General features: G+C 72.3%; 12 protein-coding genes. 10 read left to right on the forward strand and 2 right to left on the reverse strand.

All coding sequences use genetic code 11. The features are described from left to right. Positions 1 to 54: 54 nt before the first annotated feature. The 3 genes from APR03_RS18255 to APR03_RS18265 all read left to right on the forward strand — a co-directional run bounded on the left by APR03_RS18255 (position 55) and on the right by APR03_RS18265 (position 3,700). Positions 55 to 1,299 (forward strand): cysteine desulfurase family protein, encoded by a 1,245-nt coding sequence (locus APR03_RS18255; RefSeq protein WP_372494943.1) that lies wholly within the window; start codon positions 55 to 57, stop codon positions 1,297 to 1,299. Continuing rightward, positions 1,296 to 2,477, forward strand: a complete 1,182-nt coding sequence (gene mnmA / locus APR03_RS18260; protein WP_253837865.1) for a tRNA 2-thiouridine(34) synthase MnmA — start codon at positions 1,296 to 1,298, stop codon at positions 2,475 to 2,477. The genes APR03_RS18255 and mnmA overlap by 4 nt, the downstream gene beginning before the upstream one ends. 185 nt (positions 2,478 to 2,662) lie before the next feature. Beyond that, complete coding sequence (locus APR03_RS18265; protein ID WP_253837867.1) at positions 2,663 to 3,700, forward strand: uroporphyrinogen decarboxylase/cobalamine-independent methonine synthase family protein; 1,038 nt, start codon at positions 2,663 to 2,665, stop codon at positions 3,698 to 3,700. A 9-nt stretch (positions 3,701 to 3,709) separates the two neighbouring features. Here the strand turns inward: APR03_RS18265 and APR03_RS18270 are convergent, their stop codons facing one another. After that, positions 3,710 to 5,869, reverse strand: a complete 2,160-nt coding sequence (locus APR03_RS18270; protein WP_253837868.1) for a prolyl oligopeptidase family serine peptidase — start codon at positions 5,867 to 5,869, stop codon at positions 3,710 to 3,712. A gap of 301 nt (positions 5,870 to 6,170) precedes the next feature. Here APR03_RS18270 and APR03_RS18275 point away from each other — a divergent pair, with 301 nt between their 5' ends. The 5 genes from APR03_RS18275 to APR03_RS18295 all read left to right on the forward strand — a co-directional run bounded on the left by APR03_RS18275 (position 6,171) and on the right by APR03_RS18295 (position 10,561). Next, entirely contained in the window at positions 6,171 to 7,844 is a 1,674-nt protein-coding gene (locus APR03_RS18275; protein ID WP_253837870.1) for an ATP-binding protein, read from the forward strand. Further along, the gene (locus APR03_RS18280; RefSeq protein ID WP_253837872.1) at positions 7,841 to 8,254 is read left to right on the forward strand and encodes a roadblock/LC7 domain-containing protein; all 414 of its coding nucleotides are present in this window, start codon (positions 7,841 to 7,843) and stop codon (positions 8,252 to 8,254) included. The genes APR03_RS18275 and APR03_RS18280 overlap by 4 nt, the downstream gene beginning before the upstream one ends. Positions 8,255 to 8,362: 108 nt before the next feature. Beyond that, the gene (locus APR03_RS18285) at positions 8,363 to 8,716 is read left to right on the forward strand and encodes a DUF742 domain-containing protein (protein ID WP_119142763.1); all 354 of its coding nucleotides are present in this window, start codon (positions 8,363 to 8,365) and stop codon (positions 8,714 to 8,716) included. Continuing rightward, the gene (locus APR03_RS18290) at positions 8,697 to 9,308 is read left to right on the forward strand and encodes a GTP-binding protein (RefSeq protein ID WP_253837874.1); all 612 of its coding nucleotides are present in this window, start codon (positions 8,697 to 8,699) and stop codon (positions 9,306 to 9,308) included. Before APR03_RS18285 ends, APR03_RS18290 begins: the two co-directional genes overlap by 20 nt. Further along, positions 9,305 to 10,561 carry a cytochrome P450 family protein gene (locus APR03_RS18295; RefSeq protein ID WP_253837876.1) on the forward strand — a complete coding sequence of 419 codons (1,257 nt, stop codon included), beginning with the start codon at positions 9,305 to 9,307 and terminating at the stop codon, positions 10,559 to 10,561. The genes APR03_RS18290 and APR03_RS18295 overlap by 4 nt, the downstream gene beginning before the upstream one ends. A gap of 139 nt (positions 10,562 to 10,700) precedes the next feature. Here the strand turns inward: APR03_RS18295 and APR03_RS18300 are convergent, their stop codons facing one another. Further along, on the reverse strand, positions 10,701 to 12,212 hold the full coding sequence (locus tag APR03_RS18300) for a flavin-containing monooxygenase (protein WP_253837878.1): 1,512 nt from the start codon (positions 12,210 to 12,212) through the stop codon (positions 10,701 to 10,703). Positions 12,213 to 12,368: 156 nt separating this feature from the next. Between APR03_RS18300 and ligA the strand changes: the two genes are divergently transcribed. Further along, complete coding sequence (gene ligA, locus APR03_RS18305; protein WP_275977704.1) at positions 12,369 to 14,792, forward strand: NAD-dependent DNA ligase LigA; 2,424 nt, start codon at positions 12,369 to 12,371, stop codon at positions 14,790 to 14,792. A 178-nt stretch (positions 14,793 to 14,970) separates the two neighbouring features. Next, a complete protein-coding gene (locus APR03_RS18310) occupies positions 14,971 to 18,000 on the forward strand; it encodes a 3-keto-alpha-glucoside-1,2-lyase-like domain-containing protein (protein WP_253837880.1) in 3,030 nt (1,009 codons plus the stop codon). Positions 18,001 to 18,089: the final 89 nt, after the last annotated feature.

The following is an 18,089-nucleotide window of genomic DNA, read 5'->3' on the forward strand; positions in this document are numbered from 1 at the left end:
ACGTTCGTAGACTTGATGACCGTGACCACGCCTCCCGAGCCCGCGCGCACGCCCCTGACGGTCAGCGGCGCGCACGGCGACGCGCCCCGCGAGCCGGACGGGGCCTACCTCGACCACGCCGCGACCACGCCCATGTCCGCCGCGGCGCTCGCGGCGTTCGTGGCCGAGGCGCAACGCACGGGCAACGCGTCGTCGCTGCACTCGGCGGGCCGCACGTCGCGCCGTGCCGTCGAGGAGGCACGAGAGACGCTCGCCCACGCGCTGGGCGCCCGGCCGAGCGAGGTCATCTTCACCTCGGGCGGCACCGAGGCGGACAACCTCGCGATCAAGGGCATCTTCTGGGGCCGTCGGGCCCAGGACACGCGCCGCAGCCGGGTGCTCGTCTCCGCCGTCGAGCACCATGCCGTGCTCGACCCCGCGTTCTGGCTGGCGGGCCACGCGGGCGCCGAGATCGTGCTCCTGCCGGTGGACGGCGACGGCGTGCTCGACCTCGACGCGCTGCGCGCCGAGCTCGCCGCGCACGGCGACGAGACGGCGCTGATCAGCGTCATGTGGGCCAACAACGAGGTCGGCAGCATCCAGCCGGTCCGCGAGGTGGTCCGCGCCGCGCGGCCCTACGGCATCCCCGTGCACACCGACGCCGTGCAGGCCGTAGGTCAGACGGCGGTGGACTTCAGCGACTCCGGCGTCGACGCGATGACCGTGAGCGCGCACAAGCTCGGCGGGCCCGTCGGCGTCGGCGCGCTGCTCGCCAAGCGGGACCTGGCGCTCGACGCCGTGCTGCACGGCGGCGGTCAGGAGCGCGGGGTGCGCTCCGGCACGCTCGACACCGCGTCGATCGCGGCGTTCGGCGTGGCCGCCCGGCACGCCGTCGACTGCCAGCCGCAGCGCGCCGCCCGCCTGACCGCCCTGCGCGACGACCTCGTGGTCCGCGTGCGCGAGGTCGACCCCGAGGCGGTGCTGCGCGGCGCGGACCCGGCGTCCGGCCGGCGCCTGCCCGGCAACGCGCACTTCACGTTCCCCGGCGCGGAGGGCGACTCGCTGCTCTACCTGCTGGACTCGGCGGGCGTGCAGGCCTCGACCGGGTCCGCGTGCCAGGCGGGTGTACCGCAGCCGTCCCACGTGCTGCTCGCGATGGGCGTGCCCGAGGCCGAGGCCCGGGGCGCCCTGCGCTTCACGCTCGGGGCGACCTCCACCGAGGCCGACGTCGACCGCCTCGTCGCGGCCCTGCCGCAGGTGGTCGCCCGGGCCCGGGCCGCCGGCCTGGTGTCGGGCCGCGCCCTGGGCGGTGCGTCGTGAGGGTGCTGGCCGCCATGTCGGGCGGCGTGGACTCAGCGGTGGCCGCCGCGCTCGCCGTCGAGGCGGGGCACGACGTCGTGGGCGTGCACATGGCGCTCTCGCGCAACCGCGACCAGTTCCGCACGGGCTCGCGCGGCTGCTGCTCCATCGAGGACGCGGGCGACGCGCGCCGTGCCGCCGACGTGCTCGGCATCCCGTACTACGTGTGGGACCTGTCCGAGCGGTTCGAGGACACGGTGGTCGCGGACTTCCTGTCCGAGTACGAGGCCGGCCGCACGCCCAACCCGTGCGTGCGCTGCAACGAGCACATCAAGTTCGAGGCCCTGCTCGACAAGGCGACGGCCCTCGGGTTCGACGCCGTCGCGACGGGCCACTACGCGCAGGTCGTCACGCGCGAGGTCGCGTCGGCCGACGGCGGCGTGCGGACCCTGCGCGAGCTGCACCGTTCGCCCAACGACGCCAAGGACCAGTCGTACGTGCTGGCCGTCGCCGGGCCGGAGCGGCTCGCCCGCGCCATGTTCCCGCTCGGCGGGTTCGCCTCGAAGGATGAGGTGCGCGCCGAGGCGGCGCGCCGCGGGCTGTCCGTCTCGGCGAAGCCGGACTCCTACGACATCTGCTTCGTGGCCGACGGCGACACCCGCGGGTTCCTGCGCGAGCGCCTCGGCTCCCGCCCGGGCTCCGTGGTGGACACCGACGGCGCGGTGGTGGGCGAGCACGACGGCGCCTACGCGTTCACTGTCGGCCAGCGCCGGGGGCTCGCGCTGGGCCGACCCGCCGCCGACGGCAGGGCCCGGTACGTGGTGGACGTCCAGCCCGCGACGAACACCGTCGTCGTCGGCCCGGCCGAGCTGCTGAGCGTGGACCGGATCGCGGGGGAGAAGGCCCTGTGGTTCGACGGCGTGCTGCCGGGGGCCGACGGCGCGGACGGCGCCGTCGAGCCGGACGGCGACGGCTGGTTCGACGCCGAGGTGCAGGTCCGGGCGCACGGCGCGGCGGTGCCGGCGCGGGTGCGGGCGGTGGCCGGCGCGGACGTGGCCGGCGCGGACGCTTCCGGCATGGAGGTCGCGCTGACAGGTTCCCCGCTGCGCGGCGTCGCGGCCGGGCAGTCCCTGGTGGTGTACCGCGGTACCCGGGTGCTGGGCCAGGCGACGGTCTCCGCCTCCTGGCGGGCCCGCTAGGCGCGCGCTGGCCCCGCTGGTTCGGTCCTATGATCGAGCCCCCTTGTCGACCTCGGTCAGATGCACTGAGATCGGTCGTTCGATGGACCGATCTGGGTGCCGGCGACCGATCTCGTGGCCCGATGTGCCGCAAGGGACCGAAACCGAACGTGGCTGGACGAGGACGCTGGACGAGGAGAGACCACATGACCGCGGTGAGTGGGCACGGGCCGTGGCCCGGTGGCGAGCGCGACGTGCTGGAGGCGCAGCAGACGGCGTTCGGTGAGCTCGCGGAGCTGCCGACCGGGATCGACGTCGTGCCCTTCCTGACCCAGCTGCCGCAGCGCGGCCCCGGAGCGGACGCGCTGGGCCGGACGGCAGCGCTCCTGGCCGAGATGCCGGTCGAGCTGGGCCCGCACGGCTGGAAGCTGACCGACCGCCCCGGCCGGGACGCGAGCCGGGCCGCGGCGTTCTGGCGGGAGGACCTCGGCGCGCTCGCGATCGCCGCGCACGGCCACAGCGGGCCGCTCGCGGTCGAGGTGCTGGGCCCGTGGACCCTGGCGGCGCAGCTCTGGTCGGCGCGCGCCGACCGCGTCCTGGCCGACACCGCCGCCCGCGCCGACCTGACCCTCGCCCTGGCGGAGGGCGTGCGCACTCTCGTGTCCGACGTCGTGGCCCAGGTGCCCGGCGCCGAGGTGACCGTGCAGCTCGCGGAGCCGCTGCTGGGTCAGGTGCACGCGGGCGTGCTGCCCACGTTCTCCGGGTACTCGCGGCTGCGCGCCGTGGCGGGGCCCGAGATCGTGGGCGGTCTGGAGCCGGTGCTCACGGCGGTGCGGGACGCGGGCGCGCGCTCCGTGGTGCACCTCGGGGGCACCTGGGTGGGCGTGCCGCCGGTGGTGCTCGCGGGGGCCGACGCGCTGGGGCTCGACCTGGCCGACGTCGGCCCGGGCGGCTGGAACGAGAAGGCCTGGGAGCTCATCGCGCGGGCTACCGAGCGGGGCACCCGGCTCTGGGCCGGGCTCCCGCCCGCGCAGGTCTCGCAGTGCGCGGGACCTGCGCTGGGCGGGCTCTCCGACCTGGTGGCGGTGCCGTGGCGCCGCATCGGCCTGCCCGCTGCGGCGCTGGCCGAGGTCACCCTGCTGGCCGCGCCCCGTGCGGCGCTCGGGTCCACCGACGCGCACCGCACGGAGCTGGCGAACCTCGGCCGGGTCGCGGAGTCCCTGGCGGAGAAGGCCGAGGCCTGACCCCGCCGGTCAGGCGCCCGACAGGCGGTTCCAGAGGAACGTCCAGTGGGTGGCCGCCATGTACGCCGCCTGGGCGTTGTCCGCCGCGCCGCCGTGACCGCCCTCGATGTTCTCGTAGTACGTCACGTCCTTGCCCGCGGCCAGCATGAGCGCCGCCATCTTGCGGGCGTGGCCCGGGTGCACGCGGTCGTCCTTGGTCGACGTCGTGAACAGCACCGGCGGGTAGTCGCGCGCGGCGTCGAACAGGTGGTACGGCGAGAAGCCGCGCATGAACTCCCAGTCGGCCGTGTCCGGGTCGCCGTACTCCGCCATCCAGGACGCGCCGGCGAGCAGGTGCGAGTACCGCTTCATGTCCAGCAGCGGCACGCCCACGATCACCGCGCCGAACAGCTCCGGATACTGCGTGAGCATGTTGCCTGCCAGGAGGCCGCCGTTGGAGCGGCCCTCCATGCCGAGCCGCTCCGGCGTCGTCACGCCCGTGGCCACCAGGTCGCGGGCGACCGCCGCGAAGTCCTCGTACGCGCGGTGCCGGTGCTCCTTGAGCGCCGCCTGGTGCCAGGCCGGCCCGTACTCGCCGCCGCCGCGGATGTTCGCCACGGCGTACACGCCGCCGCGGTCCAGCCACGCGCGCCCGATCGTGCCCGAGTAGCCGGGCAGGATCGCCTGCTCGAACCCGCCGTAGCCCCACAGCAGGGTGGGCGCGGGACCGGCGTCGCCGGAGACGAGGTCCGCGCGGCCCACGACGAAGTACGGCACCCGGGTGCCGTCGTCCGACTCCGTGAACCGCTGGCGCACCTCGAGCCCGGCCGTGTCGAAGTAGGCGGGTGCCGACTTCAGCACCTCGGGCACCTGCGCCGCGCCCACGGTGGTGCGGCTCAGCGTCGACGGCGTCAGGTATCCCGTGGTGACCACCCAGACGTCGTCCGAGTCCACGACGTCGACCGCGCCGACGCCCACCGTGAGCAGCTCGCCGCCCAGCGGCAGGTCGCCGCGCACCCAGGCGGCGCCCGCCGTCGACCCGTCCGTCGGCGGGGTGAGCACGTGCAGCAGGTTCTTCACGTCGTCCAGCACGTTGAGCACCAGGTGGTGGCGGGTCCAGGTGGTGCCGGCCAGCGACGTCGTCGGCGTGGGCTCGAAGAGCACGGTGAGGTCGCGTGCGCCCGCCAGGAACGCGTCGAACCCGGTGGCCAGCAGGGACCCGGCCCGGTAGGTCGTGCCGCCGACGGTCCAGTCGTCGCGCAGCTGCACCAGCATCCACTCGCGGTGCAGGCCGATGTTCGCCGAGTCGGGCACGTCGATCTTCGTGAGGGTCTGCTCGGGCGTGCCGACGCCGGTGGCGAGGTACGTCTCGCTCGCGTAGAACCGCAGCGCACGGCGCACGAGGTCGCGCTCGAAGCCCGGCGTGTGCGAGCGGGAGGCGCTGACGGCCATGTCCTGCTCGGTGCCCTCGTAGACCAGGGTCGCCTCGGCGAGCGGCGTGCCACGCCGCCACAGCCTGACCTGTCGCGGGTAGCCCGACGGCGTCATGGTGCCCGGGCCGAAGTCGGTGGACGCGTAGACCGTGTCCTGGTCGACCCACGACAGGCCGCCCTTGGCCTGCTCGCGCACGAACCCGCCCTCGGACGCGGGCACGAACCGCTTCTCCACCAGGTCGAACTCGCGCGTCACGTCGGAGTCGGAGCCGCCGGGGGAGAGGTCGACCAGGGCGTGGCGCCGGGGCTCGCCCGCCGCGAGCTGCTCCGGTGTCGGGCGCAGGACGCTCGCGCCGTGCCACACCCAGCTCTCGCCCTCCTGCTCGGCCAGGGCGTCGAGGTCGAGGACGGTCTCCCACTCCGGGTCGGCGGTGCGGTAGGAGTCGAGGGTCGTGCGGCGCCACAGGCCGCGGCGGTGCGCGGCGTCCTGCCAGAAGTTGTAGTAGTGGTCGCCGACCTTCGAGACGTGCGGGATCTTGTCGTCCGAGTCGAGCACCTCGCGCACGGCCCGCTCGGTGTCGGTGAAGGCGGGCCCGCCGAGGACGGCCGCGCTGTGCGCGTTGCGCTCGCGCACCCAGTCGAGCGCGGCGTCGCCCTCGACGTCCTCGAGCCAGGCGAACGGGTCGTCGGCGGTGGGGTCCAGGGGGGTCTCGGGAAGAGCGGTCCGGGGGGTGGTCTGGGTGTGCTCGACGCTCATGGGCGTCACCCTACGCGGCACCTCCGACGCGGGCGCCGAGGCGGCGGATCCCGCGAGCCGGTCCGCCATGCTCCCGCATCGCGCACTCCCGGTTTTAACCGTATTGTGGTGTTATCGCGCCATGGGGCGGCCTCATTCCTCAATGGCACATATTTTCGATCCGCACACCACAGTCGTGGCCTTCCACGCCTGGGACGCTCTGTGGTAGAAACTGCACTCCAAGGGGGTTGTTCGCCCTCTTCAGCCGAGTCTTTCGGACTCTGACGAGACAACTACTAGGGGGATCGGCTCGGTGAGCTCGATGTCTTCTTCTCCTCCGCCCAGCAGGCTGCGGCAGGTCGCACCCTGGGTGTGCGTGGCCGGTGTGCTCGCCTATGTGCTCGTGGCCCCTGTCCTGTTCACCGCCACCGGAGCCTCGTCGATGTGGCCCGCGTGGCTGGTGGGCGTCGCCGCCGTCGGCCTCTCCGTCGCCGCCGCGCTGATCGCCGCACGCTCTTCCCGGGACGACATGGCGGCGCACGAGAACCTGGTCCTCTCCTACCGCCGGGCCGAGGAGCGCGCCGCCGCGGCGTCCGCCGCCCTCGACGCCCTGGCCAAGGAGCAGCTCCCCGCGTTCCTCGACAGCGCGCCGGCCCCGCCGCTGCCGCACCTGCCCGGCGACGCCGCCGCGCAGGCCCGGCTCGACGAGGCCGCGAGCCTGCTCGCCCGCGTCCAGGAGGAGCGCGTGGCCCGCCGCGACGCCGTCCAGGTCGCGGTCGTCGCGCTGAGCCGCAAGGTCCAGGCCGCGGCGCACCGCATCCAGGAGGAGGCGGCGCGCATGGTGCAGCGCCACCCCACCGACCCGGACATCCTGCAGACCTCCATGCGCGTCGACCACGCGGCGGCCCAGCAGGCCCGCCAGGCGCAGAGCCTCGCGGCCCTGTGCGGCGAGTGGCCGGGCCAGCAGTGGAGCGAGCCGCTCCCGCTGCCCGACGTCGTCAAGGGCGCCGCCAGCCGCATCACCGCCTTCCACCGTGTCGAGGTGTCGGGCGACCCGGGCGTCGCCGTCTCGGCGCGCATCGTGGAGCCGCTCATCCACCTGGTGGCCGAGCTGCTCTCCAACGCCACGCAGTCCTCCCCGCCCACCACGCAGGTGCTCGTCGCGCTCCGTCAGGTGCAGCGCGGCGCCGTCATCGAGATCGACGACTGCGGTGTGGGCCTCGACCTCAAGCAGCTCGAGCAGGCGCGCGACATCGCCTCCGGCAAGCGCGAGATCAGCATCACCGAGCTGGGCGAGATCCCGCAGACGGGCCTCGCGGTGGTCGGCACCTACGCACGCCGCCACGGCTTCCGGGTCGACGTCACCGAGTCGGTGTACGGCGGTCTGCGTGCCATCGTCATGATCCCGGCCGAGCTGACCGAGGCAGTGGTGCCGTCGGGCATGCTCACGCCGGCCGCGACCCTGCCGAGCGCCTCCGTACCCTCCACCGGGGTCGCGGCGCTCGGTTCCAGCCGCAGCGCAACCGCCGTCGTCGAGGCGCCGCTCGCTCCCGAGCTGCCCACCGCGAAGCCCGCGGACGACGACGAGTGGCCCGCCCCCGCGGCACCCGACCCTGCGACCGAGGTCCTGGCCGAGCCGCTCAGTGCGCCCGGCGAGACGGTCGACGACGAGGAGGAGACGCCCGTGGCCGGTGCCCCGGTGCAGGCCCCTGGCGAGCTGCCCCTGCGTCCCGGGCGGACCCGCCCGCAGGACGACGAGTTCCCCGAGCCGTCTGCGCTTCCGCAGCGGCGTTCGCGCCGAGGAGAGGCGGACGTGCCCGACGAACGGAACAGCGACCCGGAGCCCCGTACGACCGCTCCGGGTGCCGCTCAGACGGCCGAGGAGGCCGGCGAGTGGATGGGTGCCTTCTTCAGCTCCAGCGAGGCGCGGTTCGGGGACTCACCTGACAGCAGCGAACCGCCGGCCGGAGCCGGCGGAACTTCGGAGGACCGATGACTACGCAGGCCGACGGCATGACGAGCACCGACGGCAACAGCTGGATGCTCGAGCTCATCAGTGGTGTACGAGGGGTCAAGCATGTGGTCGTGCTCACCTCGGACGGCCTGATGAAGGTCCGCACGGACCAGACCCCGCTCGACGTCGCCGACAAGGTGGCGGCGGCGTGCGCCGGGCTGGCCGCACTGGGGATCGGAATGAGCCGGGAGTTCGGGAACAGCGACACGATCCGCCAGGTGATGGTGGAGTTCGACGGCGGCTTCTTGTTCGTCCGGGGAGCCGGTGACGGCTCCCGCCTCGCGGTGATCACCGAGTCGGTGATCGATCCCGCGCTGATCGCCCAGCAGATGCAGGCCCAGGTGCTCATGATCGGGGAGCGCACGCTGGGCACGGAGCGGATCACCGGCTGATCGGCGACGCAAGCTCCCACGGAAAGCAGTGACCGGGCCGGTCCTGGCCCGGAGGTTCAGGCACCACCAGCTCGACCAGTACCCGACCGACCGACAGGGGGCGAGGGGATGGACACCGAGGAGTACCGCGACCACCCGGTGCGCTCGTACGTGCTCACCTCGGGGCGGGCGCACCCGTCGCGCAACACGCTGCGACCGGAGACGCTCGTGCGTGCCGTCGAGAGCCGTCCCGTGCTCTCGACGGCGGGCCGCATGGAGCGCGAGCTCGTGCAGCTCTGCCGCGGCACGCTCGCGCTCGCCGAGGTGGCGGCGTACCTGCAGCTACCGGTGAGCCTCGTGGCGGTCATGGTCTCTGACCTGGTCGACTCGGGGAACCTGACGATCCGTTCCAACCATCAAGCGCACGTCCTGCCCGGCAAGGACATCCTGGAGAAGATTCTCGATGGACTCCGCAAGCTCTGACCGCACCGCGTCCGGACAGCACCTGGCGCCGACCGTCGCACGGTCGGTCAAGGTGCTCGTCGTGGGTGCGTTCGGGGTGGGCAAGACGACGCTGATCGGCTCCGTCAGCGAGATCGAGCCGCTGCGCACCGAGGAGCGGATCACGACCGCGAGCGTCGGCATCGACCCGGGGCAGCCGAACAAGGACACGACGACGGTCGCGATGGACTTCGGTCGCATCACCGTGACCGAGGACATCGCCCTGTACATGTTCGGCACCCCGGGTCAGCGCCGGTTCTGGGACCTCTGGGCCGGCCTGGCGGACGGTGCCGTCGGCGCCCTCGTCATGATCGACACCCGGCACCTGGAGGACAGCTTCGAGGTGCTGGACCAGCTCGAGCTGCGGACCAAGATCCCGTTCGCGGTGGTCGTCAACCAGTTCCCGGACTCGCCCGCCTACCCGCTCGAGCGGGTGCGGGCGGCGCTGGACCTCCTGCCGGAGACGCCCATCGTGGAGTGCGACGCGCGCGACCGGCAGTCCGCCGTCCTGACGCTCATCACCCTCGTCGAGCACGCCATGACCTTCCCGGTCTTCCAGAAGGTCAACGCGTGACCTTGGCCAACCGGCTGCACCAGCGGCTGGAGGACATCCCCGACCGCATGCAGCTGGCGGACATCACCTCGGCGCGGGACCCGCACAAGGTCTACGAGCGGCTGCGCGACGAGTGGGGCCCGGTGGCCCCGATGGACCTGGAGCCGGGCGTGCCGGCCTGGCTCGTGCTCGGCTACGACGAGGCCAGCAGCGTGATGCGCAACGAGCTGCTGTTCTCCCGCAACTCCCGCAACTGGCGGTACGTCCAGGAGCGGTCGCTGCCCGCCGACTCCGGGGTGTTCGCGACCCTGGCCCCGCGCGAGAACGCCTACTACCTCGACGGTATGCAGCAGCGCCGCCTGCGCGCCCCGCTCGACGACGCGCTGGGCGGTGTCGACGAGAAGCGGCTGGCCCGCACCGTCGCGGTGACGTGCGAGGCGATCATCGACCGCCTCCTGCCGCGCGGCGAGGCCGACCTGGTGCGCGACTACGCGGTCGCCGTCCCCGTGATGGTCATGACCGAGCTGTTCGGCATGAGCCTGTCCGACGGGAACAAGATGCACGAGCTCTCGGAGGCCCTCTACGAGGGCACCGACCGGGCGCGGGCGGCCGCCGTCGAGCAGGAGGCGCTGCTGGCGGTGCTCGTGGCGACGCACCGGGCCGAGCCGGGCGAGGACCTCACGACGGCCCTGGTGAACCACCCCAACCACGCGAACGACGTCGAGGTGATGGCCTCGATCGGCGTGATGTTCACGCTGGGGCACGACGCCGAGATCGCGTGGATCGCCAGCACGCTGCACATGATCCTGACCGACCCCGCGTTCGCCGCGCGCGTGCGCCGTGGGCGGCTCGACCTCGACGACGCCCTGGACGAGGTGTCGCGGCGCAACCCGCCGGCCCCGCACGTGCTGCCGCGGTTCGCGCGGCAGGACTGCGAGCTGGGCGGGCGCCGGATCGCCTTCGGGGACGCCCTCGTCCCCGCCGTCGCCGCGGCCAACGCCGACCGGGCCATCCGCACCGACGACCCCTGGGAGGAGCTGGGCAGCCGGTTCCACCTGACGTGGGGCGCGGGTGCGCACGCCTGCCCAGCGCACCGGATCGGGCCGCTCATCGGCCGCATCGCGGTGGAGACCCTGCTGCGCCGGATCCTCGACATGGAGCTGCGGGTACCGGCCGAGGCGCTGACGATGTCGCGCTCGCCCTGGTCGCGCCACCCGCGCACGCTCCCGGTGCGGTTCACGAGCCCGGAGACGGCCCCACCGCCGGAGCGCTGACGGGCCCGCCCGCCCGTGCTGAGATCTGGCAGCCCGACGCCGAGATCTGGTGATCCCGCCGAGATCTGGCAGTGCGCTACCAGATCTCGGCGGGATCACCAGATCTCAGCGGGACCGGCAGGCCCGGCACCGCGGCTGGTCAGGCGTCCGCGGTGGCCTTGGCCTGGTTCGCGACGCGGGCCTTGAGCCGGGGGACCACGTTGCGGTAGACGGACGGGTCGATCGGGAGCAGCCACTGGACGACCCGGGTCCGGCGGCCGATGTTCACGCCGGCCTCGTCGAGCGTCTCGTCGATCTGGTGCATCGAGAACGGGATGACGTTGGTGCCGCGCGCGTGCTTGCCGCCCGTGCGCTGCTCCATCCAGGCCACGCGCTCGGCCACGTGCTTGCGCCGCTCCTCGACCGGCGGCAGCTCGACGACACCGGCCAGGTACGCGGCGATCCAGATCGCGCCCGCCTCGGCGGACAGCGGCGAGAACAGGGACGAGTTGTAGCCGGCGAACGTCAGGTTCGGCACGCCCTCGGGCAGGATCTGCCGGTAGAGCTGGTAGTTCCCCTTCTCGTCGACGAGGCGCGCGGCCACGGCGTCGTCGAGGAACGGCACGCGCTGGTGGAATCCGGTACCGCAGACGACGAGGTCGGCCGGGATCCGCGAGCCGTCGCCGAGGACCGCCACGGGACGGTCGTCGTCCACCTCGAAACGCTGGATCTCGGTGTCGCGGTGAACCGTGATGGCACCGCTCGCGACCTGCTCGTAGAAACCGTCGGTGGACAGCGACACCGTGCTGTTGGCGATCTCGGCGAACTCGCCGTGCGGTACGAGCCCGAGCTTCTTGAGCTTGAACTGCCAGGTCGCCACCGAGCCGATGCTCGCGAGCATCCCGGCACGCACCTTGTCACCCGGGCCGTGGAGGAACCGCTCCACGCCGTTGTCGAGCTCCTGGTACCGGAAGAGCGCCTCGCCGAGGCGGGACAGCAGCAGGTACTTCATGTTGAGCGAGTTCGCGATGCGCTTGGGCATCTTCCACAGCAGCCGCCGGGCGACGACGGTGGTCGACGCGGCGACCGGGCCGATCTCGGCGGCGACGTCGCACGCCGACTTGCCGTAGCCGACCACCACGACGTTCTTGCCCCGGGCCTCGTCCAGCGTGTTGAGCTGGCTGGAGGCGACGAGCTTGCCGCCGGCACGGACGAGGTCCGCGTAGCCCGGGTACTGCGGGAAGACCGGGTCGGAGAAGATGCCGTTGGCGACGACGAGGTGGTCGAACCGCTCGGGCGCGGAGACCGGCGCGCCGATGCGCCGGGCCGTCACCATCCAGCCGTCCTCCGCGTCGGTCAGCTCGGCACGGACCACCTCGGTGGCCAGGCGCAGGCTCGGCCGCAGGCCGAACGTGGACACGTAGCGCTCCAGGTAGGCCTGGACCTGCTCGCCCGTGGGCCACTCCGGGTAGTCCCGCGGCATGGGCAGGTCGGAGAAGGCGTACGAGTCCTTGTTGTTCTGGGTCCGCAGGCCGGTGTAGCGGCGCGTCGCGCTCCACACGCCGCCGACGTCGGGCGCCTTCTCGAAGACGGTGACGTCGTGATCGAACTCGCGGAGTACTTTCGCGGTGGCCAGGCCTGCGAAACCGGCACCGACGACGGCAATCTTCAAGGGACCCCTGCTCTCAGTAGATTCCTGGCATTTTTCCCGAATGGTAGCGGGGCCGGACCGTGCGCGATAGAGGCAGATCGTGGTATATGCCCAGGTCGGCTGACCTTTCGGCGCGGACCCCGGCGGCTTGCCGCTCGGATGTCAGTGGTTCAGTCCATGATTGTGTCTGTGAGCGAGACGACAGGCATCCCGGGACCGGCCGACCCGACCAGCGACCCGATCGACGACGAGGCCGCGGCGCAGCGCCGATGGGCCGAGCTGGTCGCCCAGATCGAGGAGGACCGGCGGGCCTACTACGAGAACGACTCGCCCGTGTCGTCGGACGCCGACTACGACGTCCGGATGCGCGAGCTGGAGGAGCTCGAGGCCGCCCACCCCGCGCTGGTGACGCCGGAGTCGCCCACGCAGAGCGTCGGCGGCACGGCGACGGCGGGGTTCGCCACGGTCGAGCACATCGAGCAGATGCTCTCGCTGGACAACGCGTTCAGCACCGAGGAGCTCGGGGTGTGGGCCGACCGGGTGCACCGGGACCTCGGCACCGAACGCCCGGGCCTGCTGTGCGAGGTCAAGATCGACGGCCTGGCGATCTCGCTCGTGTACGAGAAGGGCCGCCTGGTGCGCGGCGTCACCCGCGGTGACGGGCGCGTGGGGGAGGACGTGACGCGCAACGTGCTGCGCATCGCCGGCATCCCCCAGCAGCTCTCCGGCACGGGGCACCCCGACCTGGTCGAGGTGCGCGGCGAGGTGTTCATCCCTGTGGCCACGTTCGCGCGGCTCAACGAGCTGCAGGCCACCATCCGGGAGCGGCTCGTGGCCGAGGCCCAGGAGCGTGCCGAGCGGCAGTCCGGGGGGAGGCAGTTCGACGTGGAACGGGCCCGCCTCGCGGCCCTGCGCCGGTTCCCGCAGTTCGCCAACCCGCGCAACGCGGCGGCCGGCGGCCTGCGGCAGCTCCTGGAGAACAAGGAGGGTCCCGAGCTGGAGGCCGGGATCGCCCGCGTCGAGGGCCTGCGGATGTACGCGCACGGCGTGGGGGCCCTGCAGTGGCAGGCGGGCGAGCACGAGGAGCTGGCGCGGCAGTCCGACGCGTACACGCTGTTCGCGCAGTGGGGCATCCCCGTCTCGCCGCACAACCGGGTGGTCGACGGCCTGGACGGCGCGCTGGAGATGATCGAGTACTTCCGCGAGCACCGGCACGACATCGAGCACGAGCTCGACGGGATCGTCCTCAAGGTCGACGCCCTGGAGCAGCAGCGCCGGCTGGGCTCGACCAGCCGGGCGCCGCGCTGGGCCATCGCCTTCAAGTACCCGCCCGAGGAGGTCAACACCCGGCTGGTCGCCATCCAGATCGGCGTCGGCCGCACCGGGCGCGCCACCCCCTACGCCGTGATGGAGCCGGTGCTCGTGGCGGGCTCCACGGTGCGCCAGGCCACACTGCACAACCAGGACGTGGTGCGGGCCAAGGGCGTGCGCATCGGCGACGTCGTCGTGCTGCGCAAGGCGGGCGACGTGATCCCCGAGATCATCGGCCCCGTGGCCGCCCTCGCCGACGACGGCTACCCGCGCGAGGACTTCGTCATGCCGGCGGAGTGCCCCGAGTGCGGCACCCCGCTGCGTCCCATGAAGGAGGGCGACGTCGACCTGCGCTGCCCCAACGCGAAGTCCTGCCCCGCGCAGGTGCGCGGACGCGTGGAGCACATCGGCTCGCGCGGCGGCCTCGACATCGAGGCCCTCGGCGAGGTGACGGCCGCGGCGCTCACCCAGCCGGACGTGCCCGAGACCCCGCCGCTGGTCACCGAGGCCGAGCTGTTCTCCCTGACGCTCGACCAGCTGCTGCCCATCGAGGTGGTGGTCCGCGACGCCGAGACCGGCCTGCCCAAGACGGACGACGACGGCACGGTGCGCCGGCGCAGCCCCTTCCGGCGCAAGCCCACCTACAGCAAGGCCGAGCAGGCCGTCGCGCGCGAGGCGGGCGAGACGCTGCCCGAGATCGTGCCGTCGGCCGCCGCGACCAAGCTGCTCGAGGAGCTGGAGCGCGCCAAGACCAAGGACCTCTGGCGCATGCTCGTCTCCCTGAACATCCGGCACGTCGGCCCCGTGGCGGCGCGAGCGCTCGCGGGCTGGTTCGGCTCGGTGGACGCGATCGAGGCGGCGTCCCAGGAGGAGCTCGCGGCGGTCGAGGGCGTGGGCCCGGTGATCGCCGCGGAGATCAAGGCCTGGCTCGAGGTGGACTGGCACCAGGAGATCCTCACCGCGTGGCGCGCCGCGGGCGTCCAGCTCGCGACGCCGGGGCACCCCGGCCCGGCGGCGATGGCCGAGTCCGACGCGGAGCCGTCCGGTCCGCTGGCCGGCCTGACCGTCGTGGTGACCGGATCGCTCGAGGACTTCACGCGCGACGGCGCCAAGGAGGCGATCATCGCCGCGGGGGGCAAGGCGTCCGGCTCGGTGTCGAAGAAGACCGACTACGTGGTGCTCGGCGAGAACGCCGGGTCCAAGGCGGCCAAGGCGGAGGCCCTGGAGATCCCGACCCTGGACGAGGACGGCTTCAAGCGCCTCCTGGAGGGCGGTCCGTCGGCGCTGTAGCACCGGCTCGCTTCCCGAACGACCTGGGGTGCCGAGACCACCCGGTCTCGGTACCCCAGGTCGTTCTCGGCTGAAGGCCCGCCCGCGTAACGGTGAAGAGGTAGCAACTTTTGCTTGACGCGCGACAAAAGTCCCCTTAGGTTCTAGCCGCAAGGTCAATGCCGACCGAGGAGACCTCATGCGTCAACGTGGAACCACCATCCGCACGAGACAGGCGGCCGCTGGTGCGACCGCCGTCGCGCTGACAGCGGTGATGCTGTCCGGCGCCGTCCCCGCCGCGACCGCGGCGGACGACCTGCCGCCGCAGGAGCCAGGCGTCACGCTGCGGAGCTACGACATGGCCCGCGACCTCAGCGAGCTGTGCACGCTCCGCTCGGGTCAGACGCCCAACGTCGACCAGCTCAAGCCGACCATCGACTACTCGTCGGAGGGCGACTTCGGCCTGAGCGAGCGCTTCATCGCGCACGCGCTCGCCAACCTGTCGGTGCCGTCCGCCGGCAACTACGAGTTCCGGCTCACCAGCGACGACGGCTCGCGCCTGGTCATCGACGACACCGAGGTGATCGACAACGACGGCCTGCACGGCGCCGAGTCGAAGGAAGGCACCATCGCGCTGGAGCCGGGCTACCACGACCTGCGCGTCGAGTTCTTCGACAACACCAACGACAACGTCCTGAAGCTGGAGTGGCGCCCGCCGGGCAGCACCGACTACGTCGTCGTGCCGGAGAGCGTGCTGAGCACCGAGGCCGGCGTCGTGCGCGTGACCGCGCCCGGCACCAAGTACTGCGAGGGCTCGGACGAGACCGCGGGCGACGGCATGCGCCTGGACTCGGTGTACCCGGGCTACACCCTCACCGACCTGCGCCCCGACGGCTTCGAGCCGATGGTCGCCGCGCTCGACTGGACCGACGACGACCGTCTCGCCGTGGTGACGTCCGGCTCCGTGAGCCCGGGCGGCTGGGTCGAGGACCCGGAGCCCGGCGAGGTCTTCCTGCTGGACAACGTGACCGGCGAGACCTCGAAGGACCAGGTGACCTACGAGAAGGTCGCCACGGACCTGTTCAACCCGATGGGCATCGCCGTCATCGGCGACTCGATCTACGTCTCGGAGCGGGACAAGCTCACCGAGCTCACGGACCCCGACGGCGACGGCTTCTACGACGACCACCGCACGGTGGCCGAGTGGCCCTTCGGCGGCAACTTCCACGAGTTCGCCTTCGGCCTGCTGCACGACCGCAAGTACTTCTACCTGAACCTGTCGGTGGCCATCAACAACGGCGGCGCCACCACGGACCCGCAGCCCGCCGAGAACCGCGGTACGGCCATCCGCGTCGACCGTCGCACCGGCGAGGTCGAGTACGTGGCCGGCGGCCTGCGCACGCCCAACGGCCTGGTCAAGGGCCCGGACGGCGAGATGTTCGTGATGGACAACCAGGGCGCCTGGCTGCCGAGCTCGAAGCTCGTGCACATCGAGCAGGGCAAGTTCTTCAACCACTTCACCAACCCGTCGGGCCCGTACGACGCCACGCCCGTCTCGGCGCCGGCGCTGTGGGTGCCGCAGAACGAGATCGGCAACTCGCCGAGCTCGCCGGTGCTGCTCGAGGAAGGCCCGTACGAGGACCAGCTCGTCTTCGGCGACGTGACCTACGGCGGTCTGCAGCGCGCCTTCCTGGAGAAGGTCGACGGCGAGTACCAGGGTGCGGTGTTCCGGCACTCGGCGGGCCTGGAGGCCGGTGTGAACCGCACCATCGTGGGCCCCGACGGCGCGCTGTACGTGGGCGGCATCGGCGAGGGCGGCAACTGGAGCGAGCCGGGCAAGCTGCGCTACGGCCTGCAGAAGCTGACGCCGAACGGCGAGGACGCCTTCGACATGACCGAGATGCGGGTCACGAAGAAGGGCTTCGAGGTCGAGTACACGCAGCCGCTGTCCACCGAGACGGTCGCCAAGATCGCCGAGGACCCGAACGCGGCGTTCCGCATGGACCACTGGCGCTACGTGCCCACGCGCGCCTACGGCGGCCCGAAGATCGACGAGCAGCAGCTCTTCGTCTCGGACGCCAAGGTGTCCCGGGACCGCACCAGGGTGACGCTCACCGTGGACGGGCGCCAGCCCGGCTACGTGGTGCACCTGCGCAGCCCGCGCCCGTTCGCGGACAGCGAGGGTCGGGAGCTGTGGAACACCGAGGCGTGGTACACCCTCAACGCGATCCCCGGGTACAAGGCCCCGGCCGGCTTCCAGGAGGCCGAGGAGGCGACGCTCCGCGGCAGCGCGAACGTGGCGAACGAGCACAACGGCTACTCGGGCTCGGGCTTCGCGGCCGGCTTCACGAACCCGGGCGCGTCCGCGACCTTCACGACCACCGTCAAGCGCGGGGGCAGCCAGCCGGTGAGCCTGCGCTACTCCAACGGGCCCAACCCGTTCGAGGGCACCAAGACGGTGTCGGTGCTGGTCAACGGCCAGGAGGTCGAGCCGTGGGCGCTGGAGTCCACGGGTGACTGGAAGACGTGGGCGACGGCGACCCGGTCGCTCGACCTGCGCAAGGGAGTCAACACCATCACCGTGCGCTACGACGAGGACGACGACGGCAACGTCAACCTCGACCTCCTCAAGGTCGGTGGCGGGGCCGACATCTGCGAGCCGAAGCGGTACGAACGGGGCTACACCGCGCTGTTCGACGGCACGCTGGCCTCGCTGGACGGCTGGAACATGGCCGGTCCGGGCTCGTTCGGCCGCCAGGCCGACTGCACGATCCGCGGGGCCGGTGGCATGGGTCTGCTCTGGCACTCCACGGAGCTGAACGAGTACAGCCTGAAGCTCGACTGGAAGCTCAAGAAGGACGACAACGGCGGTGTCTTCGTCGGCTTCCCGGACCCGGGCAACGACCCGTGGATCGCCGTCGACCAGGGGTACGAAATCCAGATCGACGCCACTGACGAGCCGGACCGCACCACGGGCGCGATCTACACCTTCCAGGGAGCCGACCCTGAGGTCGTGGAGCGCGCGCTGAAGCCGGTGGGCTCCTGGAACTCCTACGAGATCCGGGTGGAGGGCCAGACGATCAAGGTCTTCCTCAACGGTGCGCTGGTGAACGACTTCGTCAGCACCGACCCCGCGCGTGACCTCAGCCAGGGCTTCATCGGGCTGCAGAACCATGGTCAGGGCGAGGCGGTGAGCTACCGCGACGTCCGGGTCAAGGACCTGAGCTGACCGGCTCGCCGAAGTAGAACACCGGCGAGATAGAACCAGGGCGAGATAGAACTCTGGCGAGATAGAACCACAGCGGTTCTATCTCGCCA

Origin of the sequence: Promicromonospora thailandica, assembly GCF_024171955.1 — a bacterium.
Taxonomy (GTDB): Bacteria; Actinomycetota; Actinomycetes; order Actinomycetales; family Cellulomonadaceae; genus Promicromonospora; species Promicromonospora thailandica.

Bases quoted from the DNA above. Each gene is read 5' to 3' on its own strand.
- APR03_RS18265 (WP_253837867.1), top strand. From the start codon at position 2,663: ATGACCGCGGTGAGTGGGCACGGGCCGTGGCCCGGTGGCGAGCGCGAC.
- APR03_RS18270 (WP_253837868.1), bottom strand. From the start codon at position 5,869: ATGAGCGTCGAGCACACCCAGACCACCCCCCGGACCGCTCTTCCCGAG.
- APR03_RS18275 (WP_253837870.1), top strand. From the start codon at position 6,171: ATGTCTTCTTCTCCTCCGCCCAGCAGGCTGCGGCAGGTCGCACCCTGG.
- APR03_RS18280 (WP_253837872.1), top strand. From the start codon at position 7,841: ATGACTACGCAGGCCGACGGCATGACGAGCACCGACGGCAACAGCTGG.
- APR03_RS18285 (WP_119142763.1), top strand. From the start codon at position 8,363: ATGGACACCGAGGAGTACCGCGACCACCCGGTGCGCTCGTACGTGCTC.
- APR03_RS18290 (WP_253837874.1), top strand. From the start codon at position 8,697: ATGGACTCCGCAAGCTCTGACCGCACCGCGTCCGGACAGCACCTGGCG.
- ligA (WP_275977704.1), top strand. From the start codon at position 12,369: ATGATTGTGTCTGTGAGCGAGACGACAGGCATCCCGGGACCGGCCGAC.
- APR03_RS18310 (WP_253837880.1), top strand. From the start codon at position 14,971: ATGCGTCAACGTGGAACCACCATCCGCACGAGACAGGCGGCCGCTGGT.